Annotated in this window: 30 protein-coding genes, 1 other RNA gene and 2 pseudogenes; 13 read left to right on the top strand and 20 right to left on the bottom strand. The window is 38.4% G+C overall.

The genetic code is table 11. The features are described 5' to 3' along the window. Positions 1-282 precede the first annotated feature (282 nt). The 3 genes from HZR21_RS04355 (at position 283) to HZR21_RS04365 (ending at position 3,912) form a co-directional block, all read left to right on the top strand. Positions 283-1,506, top strand: a complete 1,224-nt coding sequence (locus HZR21_RS04355) for an extracellular solute-binding protein (protein WP_180746606.1) — start codon at positions 283-285, stop codon at positions 1,504-1,506. A gap of 165 nt (positions 1,507-1,671) precedes the next feature. Next, positions 1,672-3,048, top strand: coding sequence for a carbohydrate ABC transporter permease (locus HZR21_RS04360; RefSeq protein ID WP_180746607.1), 1,377 nt, complete (start codon positions 1,672-1,674; stop codon positions 3,046-3,048). 3 nt (positions 3,049-3,051) lie between these two features. Next, positions 3,052-3,912: a sugar ABC transporter permease gene (locus tag HZR21_RS04365; protein ID WP_180746608.1), complete on the top strand. Its 861-nt coding sequence runs from the start codon at positions 3,052-3,054 to the stop codon at positions 3,910-3,912. 114 nt (positions 3,913-4,026) lie between these two features. On the opposite strand, the gene HZR21_RS04370 is transcribed toward HZR21_RS04365, so the two are convergent. From HZR21_RS04370 to HZR21_RS04380, 3 genes are read right to left on the bottom strand one after another with little or no spacing between them, the layout of a single operon-like run. After that, on the bottom strand, positions 4,027-5,322 hold the full coding sequence (locus HZR21_RS04370; protein WP_180746609.1) for an LCP family protein: 1,296 nt from the start codon (positions 5,320-5,322) through the stop codon (positions 4,027-4,029). Between the two features lie 57 nt (positions 5,323-5,379). Continuing rightward, positions 5,380-6,042: a (d)CMP kinase gene (gene cmk, locus HZR21_RS04375; RefSeq protein ID WP_004261907.1), complete on the bottom strand. Its 663-nt coding sequence runs from the start codon at positions 6,040-6,042 to the stop codon at positions 5,380-5,382. Next, positions 6,039-6,515 carry an SAG1386/EF1546 family surface-associated protein gene (locus HZR21_RS04380; RefSeq protein ID WP_180746610.1) on the bottom strand — a complete coding sequence of 159 codons (477 nt, stop codon included), beginning with the start codon at positions 6,513-6,515 and terminating at the stop codon, positions 6,039-6,041. Before HZR21_RS04380 ends, cmk begins: the two co-directional genes overlap by 4 nt. 28 nt (positions 6,516-6,543) lie before the next feature. Between HZR21_RS04380 and HZR21_RS04385 the strand changes: the two genes are divergently transcribed. Then, positions 6,544-6,741 carry a ferredoxin gene (locus tag HZR21_RS04385; RefSeq protein WP_180746611.1) on the top strand — a complete coding sequence of 66 codons (198 nt, stop codon included), beginning with the start codon at positions 6,544-6,546 and terminating at the stop codon, positions 6,739-6,741. 38 nt (positions 6,742-6,779) lie between these two features. On the opposite strand, the gene HZR21_RS04390 is transcribed toward HZR21_RS04385, so the two are convergent. From HZR21_RS04390 to HZR21_RS04400, 3 genes are all read right to left on the bottom strand, one after another. Beyond that, on the bottom strand, positions 6,780-7,274 hold the full coding sequence (locus HZR21_RS04390; protein ID WP_004261917.1) for an EbsA family protein: 495 nt from the start codon (positions 7,272-7,274) through the stop codon (positions 6,780-6,782). 385 nt (positions 7,275-7,659) lie between these two features. Beyond that, positions 7,660-8,235, bottom strand: coding sequence for a TMEM175 family protein (locus HZR21_RS04395; RefSeq protein WP_180746612.1), 576 nt, complete (start codon positions 8,233-8,235; stop codon positions 7,660-7,662). 162 nt (positions 8,236-8,397) lie between these two features. Further along, complete coding sequence (locus HZR21_RS04400; RefSeq protein ID WP_180746613.1) at positions 8,398-9,312, bottom strand: LysR family transcriptional regulator; 915 nt, start codon at positions 9,310-9,312, stop codon at positions 8,398-8,400. 248 nt (positions 9,313-9,560) lie between these two features. On the opposite strand from HZR21_RS04400, the gene HZR21_RS04405 reads away from it, so the two are divergent. The 6 genes from HZR21_RS04405 (at position 9,561) to HZR21_RS04430 (ending at position 14,987) form a co-directional block, all read left to right on the top strand. Continuing rightward, a complete protein-coding gene (locus tag HZR21_RS04405) occupies positions 9,561-10,550 on the top strand; it encodes a PTS sugar transporter subunit IIB (RefSeq protein ID WP_180746614.1) in 990 nt (329 codons plus the stop codon). Positions 10,551-10,567: 17 nt separating this feature from the next. Then, positions 10,568-11,377 (top strand): PTS mannose/fructose/sorbose transporter subunit IIC, encoded by an 810-nt coding sequence (locus HZR21_RS04410; RefSeq protein ID WP_180746615.1) that lies wholly within the window; start codon positions 10,568-10,570, stop codon positions 11,375-11,377. Positions 11,378-11,396: 19 nt separating this feature from the next. After that, the gene (locus tag HZR21_RS04415; protein WP_180746616.1) at positions 11,397-12,308 is read left to right on the top strand and encodes a PTS system mannose/fructose/sorbose family transporter subunit IID; all 912 of its coding nucleotides are present in this window, start codon (positions 11,397-11,399) and stop codon (positions 12,306-12,308) included. A 70-nt stretch (positions 12,309-12,378) separates the two neighbouring features. Further along, on the top strand, positions 12,379-12,768 hold the full coding sequence (locus HZR21_RS04420) for a DUF956 family protein (RefSeq protein ID WP_180746617.1): 390 nt from the start codon (positions 12,379-12,381) through the stop codon (positions 12,766-12,768). Between the two features lie 228 nt (positions 12,769-12,996). Further along, complete coding sequence (gene serS, locus HZR21_RS04425) at positions 12,997-14,265, top strand: serine--tRNA ligase (protein WP_180746618.1); 1,269 nt, start codon at positions 12,997-12,999, stop codon at positions 14,263-14,265. Then, positions 14,265-14,987 carry a hypothetical protein gene (locus HZR21_RS04430; RefSeq protein ID WP_180746619.1) on the top strand — a complete coding sequence of 241 codons (723 nt, stop codon included), beginning with the start codon at positions 14,265-14,267 and terminating at the stop codon, positions 14,985-14,987. Before serS ends, HZR21_RS04430 begins: the two co-directional genes overlap by 1 nt. A 52-nt stretch (positions 14,988-15,039) precedes the next feature. Here the strand turns inward: HZR21_RS04430 and HZR21_RS12140 are convergent. From HZR21_RS12140 to HZR21_RS04465, 9 genes and pseudogenes are all read right to left on the bottom strand, one after another. Further along, positions 15,040-15,165, bottom strand: a pseudogene (locus tag HZR21_RS12140) (alpha/beta hydrolase); the annotation flags it as partial. A gap of 20 nt (positions 15,166-15,185) precedes the next feature. Then, entirely contained in the window at positions 15,186-15,317 is a 132-nt protein-coding gene (locus tag HZR21_RS11895; protein ID WP_259276385.1) for a hypothetical protein, read from the bottom strand. Positions 15,318-15,371: 54 nt separating this feature from the next. Beyond that, positions 15,372-15,674: a hypothetical protein gene (locus tag HZR21_RS04435; protein WP_180746620.1), complete on the bottom strand. Its 303-nt coding sequence runs from the start codon at positions 15,672-15,674 to the stop codon at positions 15,372-15,374. A 96-nt stretch (positions 15,675-15,770) separates the two neighbouring features. Beyond that, on the bottom strand, positions 15,771-16,478 hold the full coding sequence (locus tag HZR21_RS04440; RefSeq protein WP_180746621.1) for a Bax inhibitor-1/YccA family protein: 708 nt from the start codon (positions 16,476-16,478) through the stop codon (positions 15,771-15,773). A 70-nt stretch (positions 16,479-16,548) separates the two neighbouring features. Then, entirely contained in the window at positions 16,549-17,007 is a 459-nt protein-coding gene (locus tag HZR21_RS04445) for a hotdog family protein (RefSeq protein ID WP_003139914.1), read from the bottom strand. Further along, the gene (locus tag HZR21_RS04450) at positions 17,007-17,513 is read right to left on the bottom strand and encodes an HD domain-containing protein (RefSeq protein ID WP_180746622.1); all 507 of its coding nucleotides are present in this window, start codon (positions 17,511-17,513) and stop codon (positions 17,007-17,009) included. The genes HZR21_RS04445 and HZR21_RS04450 overlap by 1 nt, the downstream gene beginning before the upstream one ends. Before the next feature lie 15 nt (positions 17,514-17,528). Further along, the gene (locus HZR21_RS04455; RefSeq protein WP_180746623.1) at positions 17,529-18,464 is read right to left on the bottom strand and encodes a DHH family phosphoesterase; all 936 of its coding nucleotides are present in this window, start codon (positions 18,462-18,464) and stop codon (positions 17,529-17,531) included. Between the two features lie 13 nt (positions 18,465-18,477). Then, positions 18,478-19,761, bottom strand: coding sequence for a DRTGG domain-containing protein (locus HZR21_RS04460; RefSeq protein ID WP_180746624.1), 1,284 nt, complete (start codon positions 19,759-19,761; stop codon positions 18,478-18,480). Beyond that, the gene (locus HZR21_RS04465) at positions 19,754-20,305 is read right to left on the bottom strand and encodes a GNAT family N-acetyltransferase (protein WP_180746625.1); all 552 of its coding nucleotides are present in this window, start codon (positions 20,303-20,305) and stop codon (positions 19,754-19,756) included. The genes HZR21_RS04460 and HZR21_RS04465 overlap by 8 nt, the downstream gene beginning before the upstream one ends. A gap of 237 nt (positions 20,306-20,542) precedes the next feature. Here HZR21_RS04465 and HZR21_RS04470 point away from each other — a divergent pair, with 237 nt between their 5' ends. The 3 genes from HZR21_RS04470 to HZR21_RS04480 all read left to right on the top strand — a co-directional run bounded on the left by HZR21_RS04470 (position 20,543) and on the right by HZR21_RS04480 (position 21,810). After that, a complete protein-coding gene (locus tag HZR21_RS04470) occupies positions 20,543-20,638 on the top strand; it encodes an LPXTG cell wall anchor domain-containing protein (protein ID WP_081588740.1) in 96 nt (31 codons plus the stop codon). A 362-nt stretch (positions 20,639-21,000) separates the two neighbouring features. Beyond that, the gene (locus tag HZR21_RS04475) at positions 21,001-21,261 is read left to right on the top strand and encodes a SemiSWEET family transporter (protein ID WP_180746626.1); all 261 of its coding nucleotides are present in this window, start codon (positions 21,001-21,003) and stop codon (positions 21,259-21,261) included. Between the two features lie 99 nt (positions 21,262-21,360). Beyond that, a complete protein-coding gene (locus tag HZR21_RS04480; protein WP_180746627.1) occupies positions 21,361-21,810 on the top strand; it encodes a DUF1694 domain-containing protein in 450 nt (149 codons plus the stop codon). 178 nt (positions 21,811-21,988) lie between these two features. On the opposite strand, the gene HZR21_RS04485 is transcribed toward HZR21_RS04480, so the two are convergent. The 5 genes and pseudogenes from HZR21_RS04485 to HZR21_RS04510 all read right to left on the bottom strand — a co-directional run bounded on the left by HZR21_RS04485 (position 21,989) and on the right by HZR21_RS04510 (position 25,011). After that, positions 21,989-22,537 carry a methylated-DNA--[protein]-cysteine S-methyltransferase gene (locus tag HZR21_RS04485; protein WP_180746628.1) on the bottom strand — a complete coding sequence of 183 codons (549 nt, stop codon included), beginning with the start codon at positions 22,535-22,537 and terminating at the stop codon, positions 21,989-21,991. Between the two features lie 22 nt (positions 22,538-22,559). Next, positions 22,560-23,572 (bottom strand): annotated as a pseudogene (locus HZR21_RS04490) (DUF4003 family protein). Between the two features lie 110 nt (positions 23,573-23,682). Then, positions 23,683-23,768: signal recognition particle sRNA small type (gene ffs, locus HZR21_RS04500), an RNA gene on the bottom strand. Between the two features lie 17 nt (positions 23,769-23,785). Beyond that, positions 23,786-24,253, bottom strand: a complete 468-nt coding sequence (tadA, locus tag HZR21_RS04505; RefSeq protein WP_180746683.1) for a tRNA adenosine(34) deaminase TadA — start codon at positions 24,251-24,253, stop codon at positions 23,786-23,788. After that, the gene (locus HZR21_RS04510; RefSeq protein WP_180746631.1) at positions 24,253-25,011 is read right to left on the bottom strand and encodes an MBL fold metallo-hydrolase; all 759 of its coding nucleotides are present in this window, start codon (positions 25,009-25,011) and stop codon (positions 24,253-24,255) included. The genes tadA and HZR21_RS04510 overlap by 1 nt, the downstream gene beginning before the upstream one ends. Between the last annotated feature and the right edge of the window lie 295 nt (positions 25,012-25,306).

A 25,306-nucleotide genomic window follows, 5' to 3' on the forward strand; every position in this document is an offset into this window, starting at 1 on the left:
GATTTGTAACTGCTTTCAAAAATAGTTTAACATAATAAAGTTAATTTGCAAACGTTTGCACATATATTGCTCAATAATTTATTTAATTTGTGTTTAATAGTTGTCATTGTTTGGTATTAAAAAATGTGACATCCTTAATAGATAGGCACTAATACACTATAATTTACCTCAAAAAAATCACTTTACAAAAAAATAAAAATAATGCTTGACATTTTAGACAAACGGTTGCATAATAGAGATGTAAAATAAAAACGCTTTCACAAAAGCGATGGAGGATTAACTATGAAAACTTGGAAAAAAGCTTTGCTCTCAACAGCAATTCTTGGAACTGCAGCTGTAGCACTCGCTGCTTGTGGCTCATCTAAATCATCTGATGGCGGTTCGTCATCTAAAACAGATGGCAAAACAATCCGTCTCTATGTTGATACTGAACAAAAGAAAGCTTACGATCAAGTCGTTGCTGACTTTGAAAAAGAAAACAAAGACATTAAAGTTGAAGTTAAAGCGAACAACTCTGGTGCCTCAAACGCCAAAACCGACATCGCTAAAGACCCAGCAAAATATGGAGATGTTTTCCAAGTTCCTCATGATCAATTGGGCGATATGGCAGAAAAAGGTTATATCAATGAAATCGCACCTAAATACGCAGATGCTTCAAAATCAGAAAACAGCGAACTTGCTTTCAACGCTGTTAACTACAAAGGTAAAACTTACGCACTTCCTTACGAAGAACAATCACAATTCATCTACTATGATAAGACAAAACTCACTGCTGATGATGTGAAATCTTGGGAAACTTTAACCTCTAAAGGCGTGCTTGGAACAAACTTTGCCGTACCATACAATGTTTACCCTATCTTCTTCTCTGCTGGTACAACACTTTATGGAGAAAATGGTGAAACACTTGGCGACATGTCTGTTGACTCAGATAAAGGTGTCAATGCCATGAAATGGTTTGCAGAACAAAAATCTAACAAAGGTGTTATGAATACAGACAATACACTTAACCAATTGAAATCTGGTAAAGTATCTGCTATCATCGACGGCCCTTGGTCATCTACTTCAGTTAAAGAAGTGCTTGGCGACAACATGGCAGTAGCACCATACCCAACAATCAATATCGGGGGGGAAGAAAAACAAATGCAAGCCTTCCTTGGTATTAAATCAATCGCTGTTAACTCTAAAGCATCTGACCAAGCTGGCGCACAAAAACTCGCAGCCTACCTCACTTCTGAAGCTGCACAACTTGTTCTCTTTAAAGATCAAGGTCTCGTACCAACAAATACTAAAGCACAAGAAAATGCAGATGTTCAAGCTTCAGACTTGACTAAAACAGTTATCACAATGGCACAAACAGGTCACTCTACTTTGATGCCTAAATTAGCTCAAATGTCTATCTTCTGGGACAAAGCAACACCACTTATCAACGGTGCTTACACTGGTCAAATCAAAGAAGCTGACTACAAAGCACAATTGGCAACATTTGCTAAAGACATCAATAAATAATAAATTCGATCAGTGATAAAACAAACATAAAGAGTTAGGTGAAACTAACTTTTTATACTTTAAGTTAGCCTAGTCGTCATGGTTAGTGCTAACCAATATCAGCCCGTCATGCGGGCTCGGTCTTATTCAATTCATTTCACTAACTGAAAATTAGGAAGAAACATTATGGCTAAAAAAAGAAAAATTAATGCAGAATCCATCATTTTGGAAGCTGAACGCAATCTGACTATCCGAGATGTCTGGAATGCCGGCAGTGCAGAAAAGCTAACCTTCTTCATCATGGGTCTAAATCAGCTCAAACATAAACAGTTTGCCAAAGGCGCGATGTTCTTGTTATTAGAAATTGCCTTTCTAGGTTGGCTTGTCTTTAGTGGTATCAGTGCCTTGTCACTTTTGACAACACTTGGGCCTAATAAGGAGATGACAACAGGACTTGATAAAGATGGGATTCCTGTCACGATTCAACCTGATAATTCAGTCATCATCTTACTTTGGGGCGTCCTTGCGATACTCATTATTGCTGCTTTTATCGTCCTTTTCATCCAAAACTACAAGTCAAACAAACACTTGGTTTATCTGAAACAGACTGGACAGCACGTGCCAACTAACAAAGAAGAGTTGGCATCACTTCTGGATAGCAACTTGCACAAAACCTTGATGGCTGTGCCACTCTTGGGCGTCTTTCTCTTCACGATTTTACCAACGCTTTACATGATCACCATGGCTTTCACCAACTACAATAAAGAGCATGCCATTGCCTTTTCTTGGACTGGGTTTACGTCATTTGGTCAAATTCTCTCTGGTAACTTGGCTGGGACTTTCTTCCCTGTCTTGATTTGGACACTCATCTGGGCTGTCCTTGCAACTTTGACAACCTTCCTCGGTGGTGTGCTACTTGCTATGCTAATCGAGTCAAAAGGGATTAAAGGCAAAGAGATGTGGCGGACAATTTTCGTTATCGTCTTTGCAGTGCCACAATTTGTCACTTTACTTTTGATGGCACAATTCCTTAACACTCAAGGTGCATTAAATAACCTGCTCATGGATTGGCACATCATCTCTGAGCCGATTAAATTCATCACAACAGACTCAAATGCTTGGGTCTCACGTGCTACCGTTATTGTTGTTAACATGTGGATCGGGATTCCTGTATCCATGTTGACCTCAACTGCGATTATCCAAAATTTACCACAAGACCAAATTGAAGCCGCACGTATTGATGGGGCTAATAGCTTTAGAATCTTCAAATCAATCACTTTCCCACAAATTTTGTTTGTCATGACGCCAGCTTTAATCCAACAGTTTATTGGTAATATCAACAACTTCAACGTCATTTACCTCTTAACTGGTGGCTGGCCAATGAATGCCAACTATAATTCAGCTGGTGAGACGGACTTGCTGGTAACTTGGCTCTACAAACTGGTCTTTGGTCAGACGCAACAATACAATGTCGCTGCTGCACTCGGTATCTTAATCTTTATCGTCAATGCCAGCATTTCACTTATCGCTTATCGCCGTACTAATGCATTTAAGGAGGGGTAAATCATGAAATCTTATGCACATCAACGTCTCTTATCATTAGTCGGACGTTACACGCTACTCATCCTTCTTGCAATTGTGTGGCTCTTCCCAATTGTTTGGATTGTCCTCGTGTCCTTTACTAAAAACTCAACTGGTTTTGTTGACACGATTATTCCTGATAATTTTACAATTGACAACTATGTTTCACTTCTTAAAAATGAAAATGGTGTCTTTCCATTTGTTAACTGGTTGGTTAACACTTTGATTGTATCTGTTCTATCAACAGTCATTTCAACCCTCATCATCATCATGATGAGTTACGTGCTCTCACGTTTGAAATTTGCCTTCCGTAAACCTTTCTTACAAATCGCTTTGGTACTCGGTATGTTCCCTGGTTTCATGTCAATGATTGCCTTGTACTACATCTTGAAATCATTCAATATGTTGAGTATCGGTGGTTTGGTTATGGTTTATGCAGGTGGTGCAGGACTTGGTTTCTACATCGCTAAAGGATTCTTTGATACAATTCCAGCATCAATCGATGAAGCGGCTAAAATAGACGGGGCTAACAAGTGGCAAGTCTTTACCAATATTACCTTGCCGCTTTCAAAACCGATTATCGTCTATACAGCGCTGATGGCTTTCATTGCACCGTGGACAGACTTTATCTTCTCAGGTATTATCCTAGGTAACAATGATTCGAAATCATTCACCATTGCTTACGGCCTTTATACAATGGTCTTTAACTCCAAAGGCTCTGCAACTACCTACTTTACTCAGTTTATCGCAGGTTGTGTGATCATCGCGATTCCGATTACCTTGCTCTTCATCTTCATGCAAAAATTCTATGTCAATGGGATTACTGCTGGGGCCGATAAAGGTTAGTCTTCAAAAAAGCTTGTCATATCAATGGCAGGCTTTTTGCTTGCTTACATATTTTCACTGCTATCAAAAAGCCTAGCTAAACGCTAGACTTTTCATTTTAATTAATAGTGCTTATTAGCCCAACAAGTTTTTCAACTTAGCTTGGTATTTATCAAAATCAATCAATAATCCAGAACCACCATACTGGTCAAGGGCATCAACCCAATCACCATTTTCTGGTACTGTATAGCTTTCAATCCCCTTAGCTGCATCTAAAGCCAAACCTGGCGCATGTGTCAACATAAAGAAGTCACTGACATTAGTAGAGGTCACGCCTTTAATTGTGCCTAAGGCTGAGCTACCAGTAAAGAGAGTTAATGGGCTCTTAACACCTGACATAATCGCTTGCATCACTTGCTGCTGACGTTTTGTCCGACCGAAGTCACCTTCATCATCTTTACGAAAACGCGCATAGTTCAGTAATGTCCGACCATCCATCCGCTGTGGTCCTACCTTAATCTTTTGAATCGGGTCTTGATGTTCTGGTGTCCAATTCAAATCGTCAGGCACATCAACTGATTTGACAGCTTGTCCATCTATTGTAGAAAATTTAGCATCGATTTTAACGCCCATAGGATAGAGTGAATCAATGACTGTCGCAAAACTATTGAAATTAACCAAAGCATAATATTGAATATCAATATCAAAGTTTTTCTTCAAGACTTCACGCATATATTCAGCACCTTGATGATCATCTTGTTCGCCAATGTTATAAGCCACATTGATTTTAGTATCAGCCCCGTATTGGCTGACACCTGGCTGATAAACTAAAGTATCACGCATGAAGCTCACAAGCTTGACTTTATTATCCTTGGCATTGACTTGCATGACCATGATAGAGTCACTTCGTGCATCCCCTGTTGTTTGGAAATCGCGTTGGTCAGTACCCAATATCAAAATATTGGTTGCACCAGATGGTGTTTTTTGACCAGAAAACTTCTCCGTTTTCAACCCTTCCGGTGCTTTACTTTTACCTCTATGATAGCCATAGATAAAGAAACCAATCATTAAAACGATGACAAGCAAAAGAAAGCGCCGTAATTTTTTCCAAAAACTTACTTTTTTACGTTTTTTCTTGTTTTTGGGCTTTTTAGTTGGGCGTGGGTGATGATGTTTATTATAGCCATCTGAGCTGCTATTCGACTCAAAATTTGGTGCTTGGTGATAGGATTGAGAAGAGTGATAGGTTTGATCAGATTGCATTGGCTGACTTGTTTGAGATGTTTGATGCGTTTGTTGAGGGGCTTGATGTTGTTGCTGATGCGTTAAATGTTGCCCTGTTAGTCGATTATATTCTGCTAATTCGACATCATTAAGATATCTGAGATTAGCACGTAGATATTCGATTCTTAATTTTATTCGTTGGTCCATTTCTTTATTTTATCAAATTCCTGAGCAAATGTAAAAAAAAACTGAAATAAATCAGAATTATTTAACAAAACTTTTAATTTTAGAAACTACTGCTGCAATGCCCATTCCAGTCGTATCAATTAGAATCGCATCATCTGCTTGTTTGAGTGGGCTGACCTCACGCGTGGAATCTTTACGGTCACGCTCAGCTATCTCAAACTTCAATTGCTCATAATCCGTTTCAATCCCTTTTGCCAAGTTCTCCTTATAGCGGCGTTCTGCACGTTCTTCGACGGAGGCGACCAAAAAGATTTTTAGTTCAGCATCTGGTAACACAACTGTTCCGATGTCACGACCATCCATAACGATACCACCATGGCTTGCAATCTCACGCTGTGCATCAACGAGATACTCACGAATCTCAGGAATGGCTGAAATCTTGGACACGGCATTGGTCACATCATTCTGGCGAATAGCATGCGTCACATCTACTTCACCGACATAAACCAACTGGCCTTCTGAAGATGTCCCAAAAGAAATTGGATTTTCTTTTAAAATGGTAATAATTTTTTCAAAATCGTCATCTAAATCGTTAGACAGGGCAACGTAAGTAGCTGCACGGTACATAGCACCAGTGTCTAAATAGATAATATCAAAATCTTTAGCAATAATCTTAGCAACTGTTGATTTTCCACTAGAAGCTGGACCGTCAATTGCAATTCTAATTTCTTTTAAATTCATTTTAATTTTATGACATCTCCTGGATTTGCATACCAATTCTCAACGGTCATACCGTTAGCCTTGGCAATGGTTTGGGCATCTACACCTGTTCTAGCAGCGATTGAATAAAGACCTTCGCCTGCCTCAACAGTAGTCGTCTCTCCGGCCACTGTCGAACTTGATTCAGATGTTTGAGCATCTGAAGATTTCTCTTCTGATGCTGTACTCGATTGGCTAGCTGGTGTTGAATTTGACACACTAGACTTACTGGTATAAAAACTTGACGAAATCTTGGTATTATCAACTAATCGATTGTTCCAGACAATAATAACAACAATCCCGCCAATAATCATAAATAAAAGCACAACTAAAAAAGTTAAAAAATTGGTAGAGGCCTCATTTTTTTTAGCTGATCGTTTAGGTGGCAATTCACCACGCGATTCTTGCATGGCACCATAAACTTCATTATTCCATGGTTCGTTTTTCTTAGTCATGATGTCCTTTCTCTGTTATACTAGTAGTATGATTATTCAAATACTTCCTGAGCAATGCATTGCTTGTGGCCTCTGCCACACTTATAATCCTATTTTTGACTACGATGCTGATGGTTTAGTTCGATTTGATGCGGGTGTTACTGAACTTGACCTTGCACCTGATGCAAGTCTTGTCCAAGCCGCTAAAGAATGTCCAACAAGAGCCATCGTTGTTAAAGAATACTGATGTCACAGCACAGCTAGTCTGTGCTTTTTTTAGATGTTCTAAATTTTGCTAAGTTTACTTTTCTTGTCATTAGAGTAGCTGTCAAAATAATGGTCGATATGTCCGATTAATTCAACTTCTCCTTGGAAATAGGGATTGGTTGTCAAGGTGTCCACAAAATATTTTTTGGGCCATTTTCTCATATAAAAAATCTTACCCTTGACATTGCGATTGGTATAAATAATAATGGCGCGTTTGCTGATTTTTATCATCGAGATACTAGAAATCACTGTCTTACCTGCATAACCTGGTACTAAACCACGTGACAATAGTAAATCCTTATCTTCCGAAATTTCAAAATAGCGTTGAAAACCGATCCAAACCAAAACGATAAAAATAATAAATAAAATAAATGAAGATCTTGAAATTTTGGTATTTTCATATAATAGAGCTAAGCTGATAAAGATAGGTGCAATTGATAGGCACCAATAAGTTACCGTGATGGACAATTCTGGTTGCCAGTGATAACGTAATTTACCGAATATTTTAATCATAAACCTAACTCCCTTTCTACGATTTCACTTCGTAAAATCTTGAAACTTGACCTACACTGACATTTCGTTCAGTGTGATCTTTCGCGAACATATCATTCAAGTATCAAATCAATAGACAAAACAAGGAAAACATTCGAAACATATAGGTATGCGTAAAAATGTTTGAAGATGAGTTGGCTGAGATTAACCATTAGCTATTTTGATTTTTTGCTTGAAGGCGTATAACGTCCGCCAAAGTCTTTCTTTAGCAAAGTCCTTACATTAAGTTTATCATATTTTCTGAAATAAAACATAAAAAATATCGTAAGAATATGCTGTTTTTTGAAAAAATCATCCTCAAGAAGTAGGATGATTTTCTTTTTATAAACAACTACATTTTAAAATATTACTTATTTTTAATTTTTTCAATTCGTTTGTCTGGTACAATCCAAAGTAAGAAAGATAGAACATTAATAATAAGTCCAAAGATTGGTATAAAGAAGGCAATCACTAAAGCCAATACATTTAAAAGTAACGTTCGGTAAGACTTACGATAGTCTCCTAGTATTTTCGTCACACAAGCATTATGGGCATTGACTTTAACTAAGTTTTTAATCATGAACAACCAAGTCAAATTAGCCAATAAAAATAAAGTGGCATAAAGTATTTCAGGGTCATGTGCCCAAATGTTATCCCCTAACCAGTTTGTCGTAAATGGCAAGAGTGTAATTAAAAAGATAAAGGCATTGTTCCACCAAAGTGTTTGTCCACTTACTTTGTCAACCATTTGAAATATATGGTGATGATTACTCCAATAAATTACCAAGAAGATAAAACTTATGACATAAGCCGGAAAAATATCTTTCAGTACAACCAAATCCGCAAAGCTAGAGCCATGAACATGCGGAAATTCTAATACTAAAATCGTCATGACAATGGCTATGACGGCGTCTGTAAAAGCTTCTGTTCTACTTTTTTTCATATTCTATTTCTACTCCCTTAATCAATCTTTTTAGTGCTTAATTTCCCCAGACGCATTCTTCGCTACTAAAAGATTCACCCGAATCTTTTACAAACGCTCGAACTGTAAAGGCTTCTGTTCTACTTTTTTCATATTCTATTTCTACTCCCTTAATCAATCTTTTTAGTGCTTAATTCTCCCAGACGCATTAGCTTTAAGTTCTTTCAAAAAGCGTTGACCGAGTTCTGATAACAGACCTTTTTTGTGGCAAATATACCCAATCTCAATCTTCTCATCCACCTGCAGCGGCACGCTGAAAATATCGTCGCCATTCAAATCGCTGTTTAGAATCCCCGTGGAAATGGTGTAGCCGTCAAGACCGATAAGTAAATTGAATAAGGTCGCACGGTCGGATACAACGATAGATTTGTCATGTCTAGCTGTCGACAAAATCTCTTCAGAAAAGTAAAAGGAATTGCGCTCACCCTGCTCATAGCTCAGATACGGAAACTCAGCCATTTCGTCTAGTGTGACTGATGTTTTATTAGCGAGGGGATGGTGCTTAGAAATGAACACGTGCGGTACTGCCTGAAATAGCGGTGTAAACTCAAGATTGTTATCCAAAAACAGCTTGGTTAAGACGTCACGATTAAAATCATTGAGATATAAAACTCCAATTTCTGAGCGAAAATCACGCACATCATCAATCACTTCATGTGTCCGAGTCTCACGCAAAATCAACTCATAATTACGCATATCGTTTTCACGCAAAATACTCGCAAAACTTTCCACAACGAAGGCATAATGTTGCGCAGAAACGGCAAATAATTCCTTTTTCTCTCGATTATATTTATAACGCTCCTCTAAAAGCTCTGTCTGCTCTACAATTTGTCTGGCATAAGATAAGAATTCTACACCGTCAGAAGTTAATGTAATACCTCGTGTTGAACGGGTAAAAATTTTAATATTCATCTCTTCTTCTAGCTCTCTTACTGCGTTTGAAAGTGACGGTTGGGTCACAAATAAATGCTTTGAGGCCTCGTTCATTGAACCAGTTTCAACGATTTTGATAATGTATTTTAATTGCTGGATTCTCATGGTATTTTCCTACTCAGATTCTAATTTTATTTATAGTTATAGTTTATAACATTTTTACCAATATACCTAGAGAAAACAGTTTAATTTTTATCAGATTATTTTTTTGTCTTCTTAAATAGTCTGTAATAATACAATCTCATGACAGAGAAAACGTTTCCACCTTTTGACTTGACAAACCGTTTATTATAGGGGCATAATAGAGTGTAATAATTTTTTATTTACAATTTCTTATAAGGAGGAACTCAAATTTGAGTATCGGAATCGTAATTGCGAGCCACGGCGAATTCGCCGAAGGTATCCATCAATCAGGTTCAATGATTTTCGGTGAGCAAGAAAAAGTCCAAACGGTCACTTTCATGCCTAGCGAAGGTCCTGATGACTTGCGTGCTAAAATTGACGCGGCCATCGCGACATTTGACGCTGATGATGAGATTTTGGTGCTTGCGGATTTATGGAGTGGTTCACCATTTAACCAAGCAAGTGCTGTTCTGGGTGAAAATCCGGATCGCAACATCGCTATTATCACAGGTTTGAATTTACCAATGTTAATTCAAGCCTACACAGAACGTATGATGGATGCTGACGCTGGCTTAGAAAAAGTCGTTGCCAACATCCTCAAGGAAGCGAAAGACGGGATTAGAGTTTTACCTGAAACGCTCCAACCTGAAGAAACAGCATCTGCTGCACCAGCTGAAACAGTCACTGCAGCTGCTATTCCTGAAGGTACTGTCATCGGTGATGGTAAGATTAAAATTAATCTTGTCCGCATCGACACACGTTTACTGCACGGTCAAGTTGCAACTGCTTGGACACCAGATTCTAAAGCAGACCGTATCATTGTTGTTTCTGACGCTGTTGCCAAAGATGATTTGCGTAAACAATTGATCGGTCAAGCTGCTCCAAATGGCGTGAAAGCCAATGTTATCCCAATCGCTAAAATGATTGAGATTGCCAAAGACCCACGTTTTGGTAACACACATGCTTTCTTACTATTTGAAAATCCACAAGATGTTCTTGCAGTAGTTGAAGGTGGCGTACCAATTGATTCAATCAATGTTGGCTCAATGGCACATTCAACTGGTAAAACAATGGTTAACAAAGTGTTATCAATGGATAAAAAAGACGTTGAAACCTTTGAAAAACTTCGTGATTTGGGAGTTAAATTTGATGTGCGTAAAGTACCAAATGACTCTAGAGCTGACTTGTTCGATTTGATCAAAAAAGCTAACGTTCAGTAAAACGAAAGGAACTAAACATGTCTATTATCTCTATTATTTTAGTTCTCATCATTGCTTTCTTCGCTGGTCTTGAAGGCATCCTCGATGAGTTCCAATTTCACCAACCAATTATTTCTTGTACATTGATCGGTCTTGTAACTGGTCACTTGACAGCTGGTATTATCCTTGGTGGTACAATTCAAATGATGGCACTTGGTTGGGCTAATATCGGCGCTGCAGTTGCACCCGATGCAGCCCTTGCCGGTGTTGCCGCTGCCATTATCATGGTTCAATCTGGTAACTTTGATACAAAAGGTATCACAGTCGCTTTCTCAACAGCTATCCCACTTTCAGTTGCTGGTCTTTTCTTGACAATGATCGTTCGAACAATTTCTGTCGGTTTGGTTCATGGTGCTGATGCTGAAGCTAAAAAAGGTAACTTTGCGGGTCTTGAACGTTTCCATTTCGTCGCACTTTTATTACAAGGTATCCGTATCGTTATCCCTGCTTTGGCCCTTATCTTGGTACCAACTCAAGCCGTACAAAATGCGCTTGAAGCAATGCCAGCTTGGTTGACTGATGGTATGGCTATCGGTGGTGGTATGGTTGTTGCCGTAGGTTATGCCTTGGTAATCAACATGATGGCATCACGTGAAGTTTGGCCTTTCTTTGCCATTGGTTTTGCGCTTGCTGCAGTTAGTGATTTAACACTTATCGCCCTTGGTACAATTGGTGTTGCCCTAGCTCTCATCTATATCAACCTTTCTAAAATGGGTGGTAATGGTAACAGCGCTGGTGGCGGTTCTGGTAGTACAGATCCTATCGGCGACATCTTGAATAACTATTAGAAAGGACGACAAGATTATTATGAGTGAAAAAATTAAACTTTCAAAAAATGACCGTTTAGCCGTTGCTTGGCGTTCTACTTTCCTTCAAGGTTCTTGGAACTACGAACGGATGCAAAACTTGGGTTGGGCTTTCTCTTTAATCCCAGCGATTAAAAAGCTCTACACAACTAAAGAAGACCGTGCTGCTGCTTTGACACGTCACATGGAATTCTTCAATACACACCCATACGTTGCTAGCCCAATTATCGGTGTAACACTTGCCCTCGAAGAAGAACGTGCCAATGGTGCACCCATTGATGACGTTGCTATCCAAGGGGTTAAAGTTGGTATGATGGGTCCTCTTGCCGGTATCGGTGACCCTGTCTTCTGGTTTACAGTTCGTCCTATCTTGGGTGCGATTGGTGCCTCACTTGCTTTGAGCGGTAACATTCTTGGACCTATTTTGTTCTTCGTCCTTTGGAACGTAATTCGTTGGGCATTTATCTGGTATACACAAGAATTCGGTTATAAAGCGGGTTCTTCAATTACTTCTGACTTGTCTGGTGGTTTGTTGCAAGACATCACTAAAGGTGCATCAATCTTAGGTATGTTCATCCTTGCCGTTCTCGTAGAACGTTGGGTATCTATCAAATTTGCACTTGATGTTTCTAAAGTCAATCTTTCTGAGGGTGCATACATTGAATGGGACAAACTCCCTGCAGGTGGTAAGGGTATCCAAGAAGCCTTCCAAAAAGTTGGTGAAGGACTTTCTCAAACACCTGAAAAAGTAACAACTTTACAACAAAACTTGGATGGCTTGATTCCTGGTCTTGCTGGTTTGCTCTTAACATTCCTATGTATGTGGTTACTTAAGAAAAAAGTTTCTCCAATTGCAATCATCATCGGTTTATTCATCTTCGGTGTTGTTATGCACGTTATTGGTGTTATGTAAGCACTTCTGCTTTTGAAAAGCTTGCCAACTCTGGCAGGCTTTTTTATTAAAAAATTGGTATACTATAGATATGATACAATCACTGAATACAAAAACTTCCTCTCCTTTTCAAGCTATTGCTTATGTTGGCTTAGGTAGCGTTTATGGTAAGCTACTTATTGGCGATAAAGCATTTGAATTCTTTAACGATGCCAATATTACTGATGCGATTCAAATCCCTTGGGATACAATTCACCATGTTGAAGGTGTCGTAACACGCCAGCATAAAATCAGACGCCAATTCGTCATTGTTTTGAAAAAACAAGGCAATAGCAAGCGACAAAACAATTTGCGTTTTTCTTCAAAAGACGCAGGTAAAGTCCTGAAACTGATTCGTGAACATATTGGTAATGACAAGGTGGTTAAAGCCCCAACCTTAGTTAGCAAAATCAAAAAATTATTTACAAAAAGAAAAAGTTGATTATTATAGCCTATCTTGCTATAATGAATTTAGCGGATAAGTAAGATTAAACATTGGTTTAGAAAGGTTGCGGTTGTTGCAAGCAACTCCTTGGTTAATCTGAAATTCTACCGCCCTTAAACAGATTAAAATAAAAACGAGATGCTTTCAAAGCAAGACAGGTGGAACCGTGTTGAAAAACGCCCTGTTCATTTTGAAGGCATCTTTTTCATTACTCGGAGGACAGTTATGTTAGACATTAAACAAATTCGCAATCAATTTGATGAGGTAGAAGCTAAGCTTAAAACACGCGGTGTAGCATCTGAAAAACTCTATGAATTACGTGATTTCGATGCTAAAAGACGTGAGTTAATCATCGAAACTGAACAACTCAAAAAACAACGTAACGAGGCGTCTGAAGCCATTGGCCTTGCCAAACGTAACAAAGAAGATGCCAGTGCTGCAATCGCACAGATGCAGGAAGTGTCAAGTCACATCAAAGCACTTGACTCTGAGTTAGCTTTCTTTGATGAAAAAGTGACCGGTATTCTTGAAACTTTACCAAATATCCCAGCAGATGATGTCCCTGTCGGCGCTGATGAGGATGATAATGTTGAAGTTAAACGTGTCGGAGAGGTACCAAGCTTTGAATTTGAACCACAAGCTCACTGGGATTTAGGGGAAAAATTAGGTATTTTAGACTGGGAACGTGGTGCTAAGGTCACTGGGTCACGTTTCTTATTCTACAAAGGTTTAGGGGCACGCTTAGAACGGGCACTCTACAACTTCATGTTGGATGAACACGCTAAAGAAGGCTATACTGAAATGATTACACCTTACATGGTCAATCACGACTCAATGTATGGCACTGGTCAATATCCGAAATTTAAAGAAGATACTTTTGAATTAGCAGATAGTGATTTCGTTTTGATTCCAACTGCTGAAGTACCATTGACCAACTACTATCGCAATGAAATCATCGATGGTAGCGAGCTGCCTATCTATTTCACTGCCATGAGTCCTTCATTTCGTTCTGAAGCCGGATCAGCAGGTCGTGACACACGTGGTCTCATCCGTTTGCATCAATTCCATAAGGTAGAGATGGTTAAGTTTTCTAAGCCAGAAACGTCATATCAAGAACTTGACAAAATGGTCGCTAATGCTGGTAATATTCTTGAAAAATTAGGTTTAGCCTATCGTGTTGTCGCTTTATCTACTGGTGACATGGGATTCTCTGCAGCTAAAACTTATGACTTGGAAGTTTGGATTCCATCACAACATACTTATCGCGAAATTTCTTCTTGTTCAAACACAGAAGATTTCCAAGCACGTCGTGCTCAAATTCGTTACCGTGATGAGGAAGGGAAAACACAGCTCCTTCACACTTTAAATGGTTCTGGTTTAGCAGTTGGTCGTACTGTCGCTGCTTTGCTTGAAAACTACCAAAATGCTGACGGGTCTATCACAATTCCTGAAGTTCTCCGTCCTTATCTTGGTGGTATTGACGTGATTAAATAATGACAATAAGCTTTGAAAATAACCGTTTATTACTTGATTTTCCAGATGAACTAGGTCAGCTTGAAATCTTAGATTTAACAACTTTCGTTGCTGATAAATCTAAAACTACTTTCTACTTTAAAGGACCAAATCTAGTGTCTCAAAAAGCACAAGCTGACCGTGCGCTTGTCTTTAGTTTGCCTTTGGATATTGAGCCTATTTATTTCAAAAAATATCTCACAGCTCAAAAAGTCCCAAATCATCAAACAAAAATTTTAAAAACTTATCTGGATCAACTTTCACCTTATCTAGATAAACTTGGTTATCAATTCAGAATGACTCAAGACACATCGGCTACTTCTGCCACAAAAAGCGTAGCTAAAGTGCAACACCGCTTTTCAAAAGAAATTGCAGATATCCCTTTTTATGTTGATTATGAAGGTGCTAAAGCTGAGGTTTATTGGATAAAACGAACTGATTTATGCATCAGAAAAGGCGCTGTCCTTAAACAAGACATGCCCCTTAATCAAGATGGTTCTATCGGTTTTTCACAGAAATTTGCACTGAGCTTGCGCCAAGAACACGCTGATGTGATTGGACCTGATATGGTGACAACAGCTGATATCCATTTAAAATCAGTCAATGAAGTTGGACACTTACTTTATTTTGCCGGCACTAATTCTTGGTTGATACTCAAAGATAAGACAGGTCAAACCCTTTCAAGTCACACAATTATTTCGTAATTAAAAAAACTGCTGAATCAGCAGTTTCAGATTGAAGACAAAAGCAAAATTCCTAAGCGAATTGTGCTTTTTGATAGTTCATAACCTTAAATATCATCTGAAAATGGGAAATAAACGCCCTCCCTCTATCTCGATTAGTCATGATTTTCGCCATTTTCTTCATGTTCAAACTGCTGAATCAGCAGTTTTTTTGTACAGTTACAGTTTTTTAGTCATCCAGTAATCATTGAGAAAATATTCTCCAAAGGGCGTATCAACCACCTGAACAATTTCAAAATCATAATGCTGGTAAATGGTTAAAGCACGCGTATTATCTCGATTTACATGCAAGTGTAGTTGACTTTTTCCATGACTTTTAGCGATTTTTTCAAATCTTTCAAAGACTTATCGAGAGAGCCCTTGTCCTCGACTGCTTGCTAAAAAGTAAAGCTTACTAATAAAGAGTTTACTTTCTTCAATAGCATAGGCTAAATAGCCGACTGGCTCGTTGTCTCGTAAGATTAATTCATACTGAACACCACCACTGATTTCAGACTTAATTTGGTCAATTGACTGATAAGTGTCTAACATATAATCAACTTGTGTTGCGCCAAGCACCGGTGTAAAAACTTCTGGCCAAATAACTTGAATCAAGTCTGATAATGTTGCCATTGTTTCTGTCGTCTCTACTTTTTTATAATTTAACATCTTTCTAGATTTCACTCCCATTTCTCAAATAAACTGATGCGGTTAAAAGCATCTCTAAAAATAAAAAAATCATCTTTTAAGGATGATTTTTTGAACTTAATCTTTGCTGCCACCAATTCCGAAAATTCTCAAGATTGAGATGAACAGGTTGATGAAGTCAAGATAGAGGCTCAAGGCCATGCTCACTGCCCAACCGTCGGTCACATTACCGTTTGATTGGTTGTATAGCGTTTCGATTCTTTGGTTATCCCAGGCAATTAAGCCTGAGAAGACGATGACTGAAAGGATTGAAATCATAAAGTCCATGCCTGACGAACCCACGAATAGATTCACAACACTCGCAATGATAATACCAATCAGAGCTGCGAACATGGCTTTACCCATACCAGATAAATCACGTTTAGTCGTTTTACCAAAAATTGAAAGCGCGAAGAACATGCCTGCTGTTATGGCAAAGGCTATCGCAATGCTACTTAAATCAAAGTAGGCTAAGGTGAAAGTCAAGGTAAAGCCGTTCAAGGCTGAAAATCCAATGAAGGCTGGTAGTGCCATCGGTGAATTCTTAGCTGCCATTGGCGTTACAGCCACTACCAAGATCATCTCCAAAATCCATAAAACGAATAATAGCCATGTATGACCTGTCAAAATCGCTGAGATGTTATCAGCGAATACTGTCAAAGTAATAAAGGCCACCACAGCACTGACGGCAATCCCCATGCCAACTAGTGCGTAAATACGCGCAAAGAAATCAGCAAGTGAAAATTTACCTGTATGTTGATTTGTTTCGAAAATTTGATTATCCATAATGTCCTCCTTTGATATCTATTTTTCTATCTACTTCGAACTTAATTTTAGTGCTAATGATGAGGCTTGACTACTCTGAATCCGAGAGTTCTTCTAATGGCGGTTGCACTAAAACAATTGCATCCGCTACACGCTCTTCATCTCTCATAATCTCAATATTAATCGTTACCAAATCCTTGTTAGTATCAATCTTGATGATTTCAAAATTGAAACTTAGCAAATCATTACGAAAAATCTTTTCAATGAGATTGAGATTGACATTCACAACATGACTACCAGGACCTGGTAAATGTTTGTTAATGGTTGAGGTAATGATGCCAAAAATCAAAGCAGTCGGTACCACTGGTTTGGTCAAACCAAGTTCCTTAACATAATCATACTGCGAATAGAGTGGATTGTCATCGTTCGTAAGACCGAGATATAGTAATATTTCTCTATTTTTAATCGTCTCAGACAGACTAAAGGTCTCGCCTTCCACTAATTCATCAATCGTTTTACCTATTTTGATGTCTTGATTTTGCAATTTCATTAACTTAATTTTTCTTTCTTGAACAGTTTATGATGTTTCCATTTCATCTTCATCAACTGTGTCCATTCCTTAATGGCCACATAATCATCAACAAAAGTCACGATAAAACTTTCTTTATAACGTGGTGGTGCAATGGTTGCACCCCACATATGTTTGATAATGATGTCTTTTTCTAATTTTGAAATCGTCGTCAATTTTTGAGCGTTTTGGTAAGCGATTCTTGGATGCACATAGGCATGACTGCCTTCAGCAAACTTCGTTTCACGCCAGTCATAATAAAAGAGGTCATGTAAAAGTCCTGCACGAGCCGTTGCTTTTTTGTTCCAACCAAATTTTTTGGAAATTTTGTAAGACGTATAGCTGACATTCAAAGAATGGAGCAAGCGCGTTGAAATGTAATGATGTGTAAACTCATTTAATTTTTGAACTTCAGGTGTCTCTAAAAGCCCACCGACATAGGACATATACTCAGCATCGTACAGCCATGGAAAATCTTTTTTATTCATAGACTCATTATACCACTATTTCTGAAAAGCAACTAAATTATTTCTTAATTCTTGATAGATCGTATCATTTTCTTGTGGTGAATAGCTATTAGCCCCACTGGCAAGCGGATGCCCACCACCTGCATGCTCTTTGGCAATGGCATTAATCGGTGCAACTTTTGAGCGCATTCTAACTCGAAAATGACCATCAGGTTGCTCAACAAAAATCGCCCAGGTTTGGATTTCTTTAATTTTTCCTGGTGCAGAGACAATGGCTGATGTTTCAGAATCTGAGATTCCATGATTTTTCATCAGCTCTTGTGTGATAAAAATTCGCGCCACACCTTCGGGTGAAATTTCAAGATTTTCATAGACGTAGCCTTGGAGTCTAGCGATTTTCATATCAAAAGAATCCATTTCACGCATGAGAGCTGCTCTATTAAAGGTATGCTCTGCTAATTTTGCAGCGGTGTAAAGCGTTTTTGGTGTCGTTGCGGGATAAAGAAAACGTCCCGTATCGCCAACAATCCCGGCATACAAGACTCTTGCTGCATCATCAGAAATCTGCAAGTCATTATCAAAAGCAAAATTCGCAATGATTTCTGACGCTGAACTTGCTGTCGTATCAACGGCTAGTAAATCGCCATAAGCATCATCATTGGGATGATGATCGATCTTGATTAGAAAATCACCCGTCTGATACCGTGCATCATCAATACGAGGTGTATTCGCCGTATCCGTCACAATGACGAGTTTTCCTTTAAAGGTTTCATCAGTCAGCTGATCCATCTTGCCAATAAAGGCAAGCGTCGGCTCATCAAACCCAACTGCAGAGATTGTCTTATCTGGAAAATTTGTCCGTAAGATATCACGTAAACCCAATTGGCTCCCCAAGGCATCCGGATCTGGATTCTTATGTCGGTGAATCACAATCTCGTCGTAAGCTTTGATTTTATTTAAAATATCGTTCATGTCTGTCCTTTTTCTAGTTAATTTGTAGGGTGACTAAAATCTTGCTGATAATCTGGTAATCCAGATAGACCTCAAAATCAATGGTCGCGCCAAGTCTTGACTCACTAATAATTTTAGGATAGACTTCCAGTTCATCATCAATGGCAACGGCACCCATAAAATAAATGCTCATCGATTCGATGATAATATTCTTATTTTTCGTTTTGGTCATGACGCGATCGGTGATATTGCTGATAATCTCAGCCATCATCCCATTGGCAATGTTACCAACATTATTCATCATGAATGGTTCTACTGTAAAGGTGTAATAAGATTGCACTTCTTTTACAGCGCGCGCTACATCGTCGGTCATGGTGTGAGAAAATTGACTTTGCTCAGAAGACTCCTGCATACTACGTAGCATATCAGACTTACTAATAATCCCTGCATAAGTACTATCACTGTTGACTACTGGCATCATGTCATAACCATCAAAAATCATCTTCTGACTCGTTGACGCAACTGTCATGTCAAACTTAGCCAGTTTAGGATTGCGAGTCATGACTTTATCAATAGTTGTACTGTTCTTCTTACCTGTGACATCTCGCATACTCACCACACCAACAACCAACTTGTGTTGATTGATGACGGCAAACCTAGAGCCATTCGTTTTTTTGACTAAATCTAGGTAATCTTTAACGGTCGAAATTTCATAAAGAGTTGGTGCCTGACTCTGATAAACATCTGCTACTATTGCGATTTCTTTTTTGATTAATTCATTAGACAGTGCGCGGTTAATCCGACTAGCAACAGTAAAGGTGTCAAAATCAGTTCGAAGGACTGGTATGGCGCGAGCGTTCGCATAATCTAGCACCTGTGGCTCAATATCAACGCCCCCTGTAATTAAAACAGCATTGCCTTCATGAAGGGCAAGAAGTTGGATATCCGTTCGATCACCAACAATAACTAAACCACCATGAGTCAGGTATTTCAGGATGTTCTCCTTGGTCATGGCAGCAATAGCGAATTTGCTAAAAGCCTGAGTCAAGCCTGATTCCCCTGCCATTACCTCAGCACTTGCGATTTTGGCAATCTCGCCAAAAGTCAGAGTTTCAATCACGCGCTGTTCCTGGGTCGCAATCCGTGTTGTGCCTGAGCGGTCATTAATTGAAACAAGACCACGCGCCTGAGCTTCCTTAATCGCACGATAGGCTGTACCGTCAGAAACATTAAGTCGCGTCGCAAGACCACGAACACTGACCTTTTTGCCAATTTCCAAATCATCGATATAGTCCAGTAATTCTTGATGTTTACTCATATTTTACCTGATGAACCTTTCTAAAGCGTTTGAAATTTCTCACGATTTTGGTGTAGGGCTCAAGGCCTTTGTAGCTTTCTTGTAAAATAAAGCCTGACTTTTCTGCGACCTTACATGAGGCGATGTTTTCTGAATCAACGACAATATCCAAATGACGCAAGCTAAACTCAGTCAAACCGATTTCAGCTAGGGTTCGAACTGCTTCTGTCATTAGCCCTTGACCCCAATATCTTTTATTAAGTGTATAACCAATTTCTACAGTTCTAGCTTTTTCATCTATTTTTACAAAGTTAATCGTTCCAATCATAACAGACTCAGACTTCAATTCTATCGCCCATTTACCCAAGGGCTCTTTCATAAATAAAGTCGCAATTATCAAGCGAGTCTCTGCTAAATTATGATGCGCAGGAAAAACGTAAACCACATTTTCTGGTTTACTGGCGTAGTCAAACATATCTTTCGCATCCCTCATCGATATCGGACGCAAAATCATACGTGGTGTTTCGATGATGTTGAAAGTTGCCAATTTCTCGTAGATATTCATAACTGTATTATAACATTTTACCGCAATTAACCGCAATAAAAAGTATAAGTCAGAGTTTTTAGGTGATTTTTCAAAAGAAAACTGTCACAAACTTTAATTGTTTTTGATTAAGTGCTTATTAAATCATACTTGTAGCGTGTTGTGTAACAACTGAAAAACGAATTATTACATTTTTAGATATTTTCATCTCGCAAGTGCTATAATATATTCTATATCACTATTTCTTGGAGAAAGATTATGCTACCTAATACTGGAGAAAAAGTATTGAGATTATTACCAGCTTTTGGCTTTATCATCATCTTAATGGTACTTTCCTACCTTGCTTATAGATGATATAAGTCGCATAAAAAAGAAGAATTTTAACGGGTAAGACATGAACGATACGACAAACGAAATTCAGACACTAATCAATACTCTGCTTGATAATCCAATAGCCTTAATATCGTGTCTTATGTTAGCTATAGGCATTATATTAACTTTTTTAAGTAAGCAATTTATCCTTGTCAGATTACTATTGGGGGATGTTAGTTTTATCAAGCAACGTTTAATTGGCATTCTTTTAGGAATTGTTGGCGCACTATTATTATATTGGTCTACGGGGAACTTATAGTGTCATCATCAGAAAAGCGAATCACTAGAATTTGATTTATTTGTGCAAGACTGAAACACATTAAAAGCTGTTTAAAAGGGGAAATATGAAAAAAACACTACACCTTCTCATAGGTTCAATAGGCGCTGTAATTGGATTATTTGTATTTTTGGCTTATATACCTCAAATCATGGCTAATTTAAGTGGAGACAAAAGTCAGCCTTGGCAACCTTTGATAGCTGCTATCTCTTGTTTGATTTGGGTTCTCTATGGTTTCACCAATGAACCTAAGAAAGATTATATCCTGATTATTCCTAACGTTTTAGGCGTTATTTTAGGAACAGCAACGTTTTTAACATCACTATGATACGATTCACAAAAGACAATCTTTTAAAAGACTGTCCTTTGTGTGTGATAGAAATATATTTATATTATGAAAACGGTTTATTTATGGTAAAATGACAGTATGACGAATTTAGAAAATAGGCTTGATCGCGCCTCAAGCGGTGAATATCGACTAAATCCCGATGAACAAAAATTGTATCTAAATACTTTTCGTGAACGTATTTTTCTTGCTATCACTTTTGATGATGCTAAAATACCTTTGGTCAAGACATCTTTTAATCAAATTTTAAGCCATTTTGACATGGCAGATCAACCGATTTTTGTCAAAATATGTGGTGACTTGCCGGATGACTTAACTGGCTATTACTTAAAATTAGCCGTTGACCATCATTTTGAGGGACAGATTTTAACTGAACCTGCTTCTGATCGGTATGGCATAGTCATTCATACCGATCATGCCATTAATCTTGATAAAATTGAGTTATTAGATGTTTTTCCGGATCTTTTATCAAGCGATGCGCCTGCTCAACCTACAAAGAAAAAAAGTTTTTTCTCAAAGCTTTTTGGTTAAACAACTCAAAAAGAGAAAATTATCGTAAATAAAGCTAGTCAGGATGAAACCTTGACTAGCTTTTTTTCGATATGACGATTAATTCTCGAATTAACTATTTTGTTTTAACTTCTTTCAGTAAATAAAATTGTTTACAGAATAAAGATTAAAACTGAGCACAAACACCAAGATTAATATTTTAAGTGTTTCTAGCAACTCTAGTTTCCTTTGGAACAAACAATCTCGTCATCTCAACACCCTCTAATTCAAGAAGTTTCACTTTGTTTGCAATCCCACCTGCATATCCTATTAAACTGTCATTAGTTCCCACCACTCGATGACAAGGAATAATAATTGAAATCGGATTGTGCCCGACAGCGCCAACAACTGCTTGACTTGACATACTTGTTTTACCTTGCTTTACTGCAATCTTATCTGCAATTTCACCGTAGGTTATGACTTGACCATAAGGAATCTCTCTCAAAATACACCAGACATCTTGTCTAAACTTACTACCAATAGGTGCCAGTGGTAAATCAGAAATCTTAGGCGCTTCACCTGCAAAATACTGATCCAACCAATTTTTAGCAAGCTTAAATACAGGTAGACAATCATTTTCTACCCATTCTTCGAATAGCGTTTCGCCATGATATTTTTGACCTTCTAACCACAGACCAATGATATTTTGACCATCACTTGCTAGCGTTATCGTGGCAATTGGTGATCTATACTTTGTCTTGTCATACATAAAACTACATACTTTCTTATCTTTATGATGAAACAGATGATGAAACTGCTGCAGTCGTTGTAGCGAGCATTGCAATCATAGCAGTTTGTTGGGCAATCATAATTGATGTGATACTTGTCGAAAGTGCTGCCCTCACCATGTCATCCTTGATTTTATCTGCAAAATCACTCACAACCATTGATGTTGCGAACATCAATAATTCTTGTTGCGTAACAGAAAATGTACCGAATCCCTTTTGATTTCTCAAAAATGTTTGCACACTATCAATCTCACGAATAAGACTATTGGTGTCAACAGGTAGCAAGGCAAGAATACCCAAAATTGGCAAAGTATAAGCTTTATCCATCTTGATTTTTTCTGAACGAAAGGCAACCCGCAAAACTAATACGCGATCAACACCCGCATCATCTGACTTACCAAGTACAAGCAATTGCGCCAAAGTCTGCACACTATTTTTTGTCCAAAATTCATTTTTCAAAAAATCATAAATTTTTTCAATACGCATCGTACTTGCTGTAACGTCCAAATCAGTTATAGCCAACATCGTAACAAAGATATAATCATCTGCGCCTGTATAGAAAAAATGCTTGGCTTTCATACTATCATAAAAGGTTCTCGCTCGCTGTATCACACGTTCATAATCCGATTTTTGAGACTGTGCTGCAACTTGAAATGCTGCAACGATAAGAGAATCAGATGCACGAAATCCTTCTGACTTAAACAAATCATATACAGTCAACGTGTCTCTAAAATTTCCTGAGGATTTTTACTCAAAGACAGCAAAGTCGCAATACACAACCCCATATCTCCTCGAAAAGTAGAGAAAATCCCCGTATTTTGCTTAATCATATCCTGACAAGCCTTAATCGCTTCGCAATCTATCAGCTTGCCCTCTTGTGCACAAGAAAGCGCTACCAATCTTTTAGTCAGTGAATTTTGAAATCCAAATTCTTTTTTGATGACCTGCGCATTTTCTACAAATAATGCCAATTTATCCAAAATATTGTCTCCTATCTTTAACTTCAATCGTATCAATTATATTAATAATTTTATTTTACTATATTTTCAGCTAATTGTATGCTTTTATTTAAAAATACGGAAATTTCATAGACAATGAGTTAGCTAGACTATTCAAATTTAAATGCATCAAAAAAAGGCACATAGGAACCCTACTTAGGGCTGCTTGCTTCCGCACCTGACCCACTTCATAGAATTACTATTGCCTCACCTATTATTATATCATAAAATTTATTTTTTGCGACGATTTTTAAAAAAATTTTGCATCATTTGCGCACATTCTTCTTCCAAAATGCCTGATTCAACATGGAGACGGTGATTAAGCCGCTTATCCTCTAAGATTTGGTAAAGGGATACAGCCCCACCAAATTTAGGGTTGGTAGCACCGAAATAAACCTGTGGTAATCTAGCAAGAGAAATCGCCCCCGAACACATGACACAAGGTTCAATCGTGACAAATAAAGCGCAATCAAGCAGACGCCAATTGCCGACAAAGTCATTCGCCATATCAATGGCACAAATTTCAGCATGGTGAGTTGCTTTTTGATGCAACTCACGCGCATTATAGGACCGTGCAATTATCTCACCATCCTTGACGATCACTGCACCAATTGGTACTTCTTCATGGTCTGCTGCTTTTTGTGCCTCTATCAAAGCTTGAGCCATAAAGTACTCTTTTTCTTCTTGTGTAAAATCTATCAAAATGTATTAAAATCCCATGTCTTATGTGGCGTGGCAAGTTCAGTCGGCACACCTTGTGCCTCATCAGCTGCTTCTTGCCTCAATTGTTCCAAATCGCCAAACTGTGGTAAATGTGTAAGAATCAATTTTTTCACGTTTGCCTCACGTGCGATACGTCCTGCCTCTACGCTTGATAAATGGTTAGGCATGTTTGCCTTGTCTGAGAAAAAGTACACATCCGCTAATAGCATATCAGCATCTTTTGAAAAATCAACTAAACCATTGAACCAACCGGTATCACCTGTGAAAACGAGGGTCTGACCTGTTTTACGTTCTGTAATACGCATTGCGTAACAGATGATTGGGTGCACAGTTTTCGTAAAGGTAATATCGAATGGCCCAATTTTTTGTACGCCATTAACATGATAAGCAACTCCTTCAGAGACGCCATCAAGTGTCAGATTTTGAAATTCGTGCATATCTTCGTCATGACCGTAGATTTTGAGTATTGCGCTATCCCAATCTGGATCTGTTTTAGGCCAAAGCTGGCGATACTGGCGCAAAACGCCAAGATCTGCGATATGATCTTGATGATAGTGGCTAACAATCACCGCATCGATACAGAGTGGTGACACCTCATGCTCTAACTCTGTCACGGCACGACTTCCGGCATCAATCATGAGGTTGAATCCAGAATTACTAGTTAATAAATAAGAGGTTGTGCCAGCATCCTGATAAGGATAGCCACCCCAAACACCCAAAGCTGTTAATTTCATATTATTTCCTTTCTGCGATTTTTACTTCGTAAAAGTCTTGAAACTTGATCTACGCTACGCTCCGCCCAAGCGGGGTCATTCGCGAAATTCTGCCGCTCAAAGGCTTTCTGCGATTTTTACTTCGTAAAAGTCTTGAAACTTGATCTACGCTACGCTCCGCCCAAGCGGGGTCATTCGCGAAATTCTGCCGCTCAAAGGCTTTTATATTTCAACGTGATCTTACTTTTATTTTAACACAAATGATTTAAGTTTACTTTAAGGAAGATGCATTATACTAAAGTCATTCCTAAAAAAT

Origin of the sequence: Pseudolactococcus laudensis, assembly GCF_013449735.1 — a bacterium.
Classification (GTDB): Bacteria; Bacillota; Bacilli; order Lactobacillales; family Streptococcaceae; genus Pseudolactococcus; species Pseudolactococcus laudensis.

What these genes read in the sequence shown, in the direction of transcription:
- HZR21_RS04355 (WP_180746606.1), top strand. Translation starts at nt 283, where the DNA reads ATGAAAACTTGGAAAAAAGCTTTGCTCTCAACAGCAATTCTTGGAACT.
- HZR21_RS04360 (WP_180746607.1), top strand. Translation starts at nt 1,672, where the DNA reads ATGGCTAAAAAAAGAAAAATTAATGCAGAATCCATCATTTTGGAAGCT.
- HZR21_RS04365 (WP_180746608.1), top strand. Translation starts at nt 3,052, where the DNA reads ATGAAATCTTATGCACATCAACGTCTCTTATCATTAGTCGGACGTTAC.
- HZR21_RS04370 (WP_180746609.1), bottom strand. Translation starts at nt 5,322, where the DNA reads ATGGACCAACGAATAAAATTAAGAATCGAATATCTACGTGCTAATCTC.
- cmk (WP_004261907.1), bottom strand. Translation starts at nt 6,042, where the DNA reads ATGAATTTAAAAGAAATTAGAATTGCAATTGACGGTCCAGCTTCTAGT.
- HZR21_RS04380 (WP_180746610.1), bottom strand. Translation starts at nt 6,515, where the DNA reads ATGACTAAGAAAAACGAACCATGGAATAATGAAGTTTATGGTGCCATG.
- HZR21_RS04385 (WP_180746611.1), top strand. Translation starts at nt 6,544, where the DNA reads ATGATTATTCAAATACTTCCTGAGCAATGCATTGCTTGTGGCCTCTGC.
- HZR21_RS04390 (WP_004261917.1), bottom strand. Translation starts at nt 7,274, where the DNA reads ATGATTAAAATATTCGGTAAATTACGTTATCACTGGCAACCAGAATTG.
- HZR21_RS04395 (WP_180746612.1), bottom strand. Translation starts at nt 8,235, where the DNA reads ATGAAAAAAAGTAGAACAGAAGCTTTTACAGACGCCGTCATAGCCATT.
- HZR21_RS04400 (WP_180746613.1), bottom strand. Translation starts at nt 9,312, where the DNA reads ATGAGAATCCAGCAATTAAAATACATTATCAAAATCGTTGAAACTGGT.
- HZR21_RS04410 (WP_180746615.1), top strand. Translation starts at nt 10,568, where the DNA reads ATGTCTATTATCTCTATTATTTTAGTTCTCATCATTGCTTTCTTCGCT.
- HZR21_RS04415 (WP_180746616.1), top strand. Translation starts at nt 11,397, where the DNA reads ATGAGTGAAAAAATTAAACTTTCAAAAAATGACCGTTTAGCCGTTGCT.
- HZR21_RS04420 (WP_180746617.1), top strand. Translation starts at nt 12,379, where the DNA reads ATGATACAATCACTGAATACAAAAACTTCCTCTCCTTTTCAAGCTATT.
- serS (WP_180746618.1), top strand. Translation starts at nt 12,997, where the DNA reads ATGTTAGACATTAAACAAATTCGCAATCAATTTGATGAGGTAGAAGCT.
- HZR21_RS04430 (WP_180746619.1), top strand. Translation starts at nt 14,265, where the DNA reads ATGACAATAAGCTTTGAAAATAACCGTTTATTACTTGATTTTCCAGAT.
- HZR21_RS04435 (WP_180746620.1), bottom strand. Translation starts at nt 15,674, where the DNA reads ATGTTAAATTATAAAAAAGTAGAGACGACAGAAACAATGGCAACATTA.
- HZR21_RS04440 (WP_180746621.1), bottom strand. Translation starts at nt 16,478, where the DNA reads ATGGATAATCAAATTTTCGAAACAAATCAACATACAGGTAAATTTTCA.
- HZR21_RS04445 (WP_003139914.1), bottom strand. Translation starts at nt 17,007, where the DNA reads ATGAAATTGCAAAATCAAGACATCAAAATAGGTAAAACGATTGATGAA.
- HZR21_RS04450 (WP_180746622.1), bottom strand. Translation starts at nt 17,513, where the DNA reads ATGAATAAAAAAGATTTTCCATGGCTGTACGATGCTGAGTATATGTCC.
- HZR21_RS04455 (WP_180746623.1), bottom strand. Translation starts at nt 18,464, where the DNA reads ATGAACGATATTTTAAATAAAATCAAAGCTTACGACGAGATTGTGATT.
- HZR21_RS04460 (WP_180746624.1), bottom strand. Translation starts at nt 19,761, where the DNA reads ATGAGTAAACATCAAGAATTACTGGACTATATCGATGATTTGGAAATT.
- HZR21_RS04465 (WP_180746625.1), bottom strand. Translation starts at nt 20,305, where the DNA reads ATGAATATCTACGAGAAATTGGCAACTTTCAACATCATCGAAACACCA.
- HZR21_RS04470 (WP_081588740.1), top strand. Translation starts at nt 20,543, where the DNA reads ATGCTACCTAATACTGGAGAAAAAGTATTGAGATTATTACCAGCTTTT.
- HZR21_RS04475 (WP_180746626.1), top strand. Translation starts at nt 21,001, where the DNA reads ATGAAAAAAACACTACACCTTCTCATAGGTTCAATAGGCGCTGTAATT.
- HZR21_RS04480 (WP_180746627.1), top strand. Translation starts at nt 21,361, where the DNA reads ATGACGAATTTAGAAAATAGGCTTGATCGCGCCTCAAGCGGTGAATAT.
- HZR21_RS04485 (WP_180746628.1), bottom strand. Translation starts at nt 22,537, where the DNA reads ATGTATGACAAGACAAAGTATAGATCACCAATTGCCACGATAACGCTA.
- HZR21_RS04510 (WP_180746631.1), bottom strand. Translation starts at nt 25,011, where the DNA reads ATGAAATTAACAGCTTTGGGTGTTTGGGGTGGCTATCCTTATCAGGAT.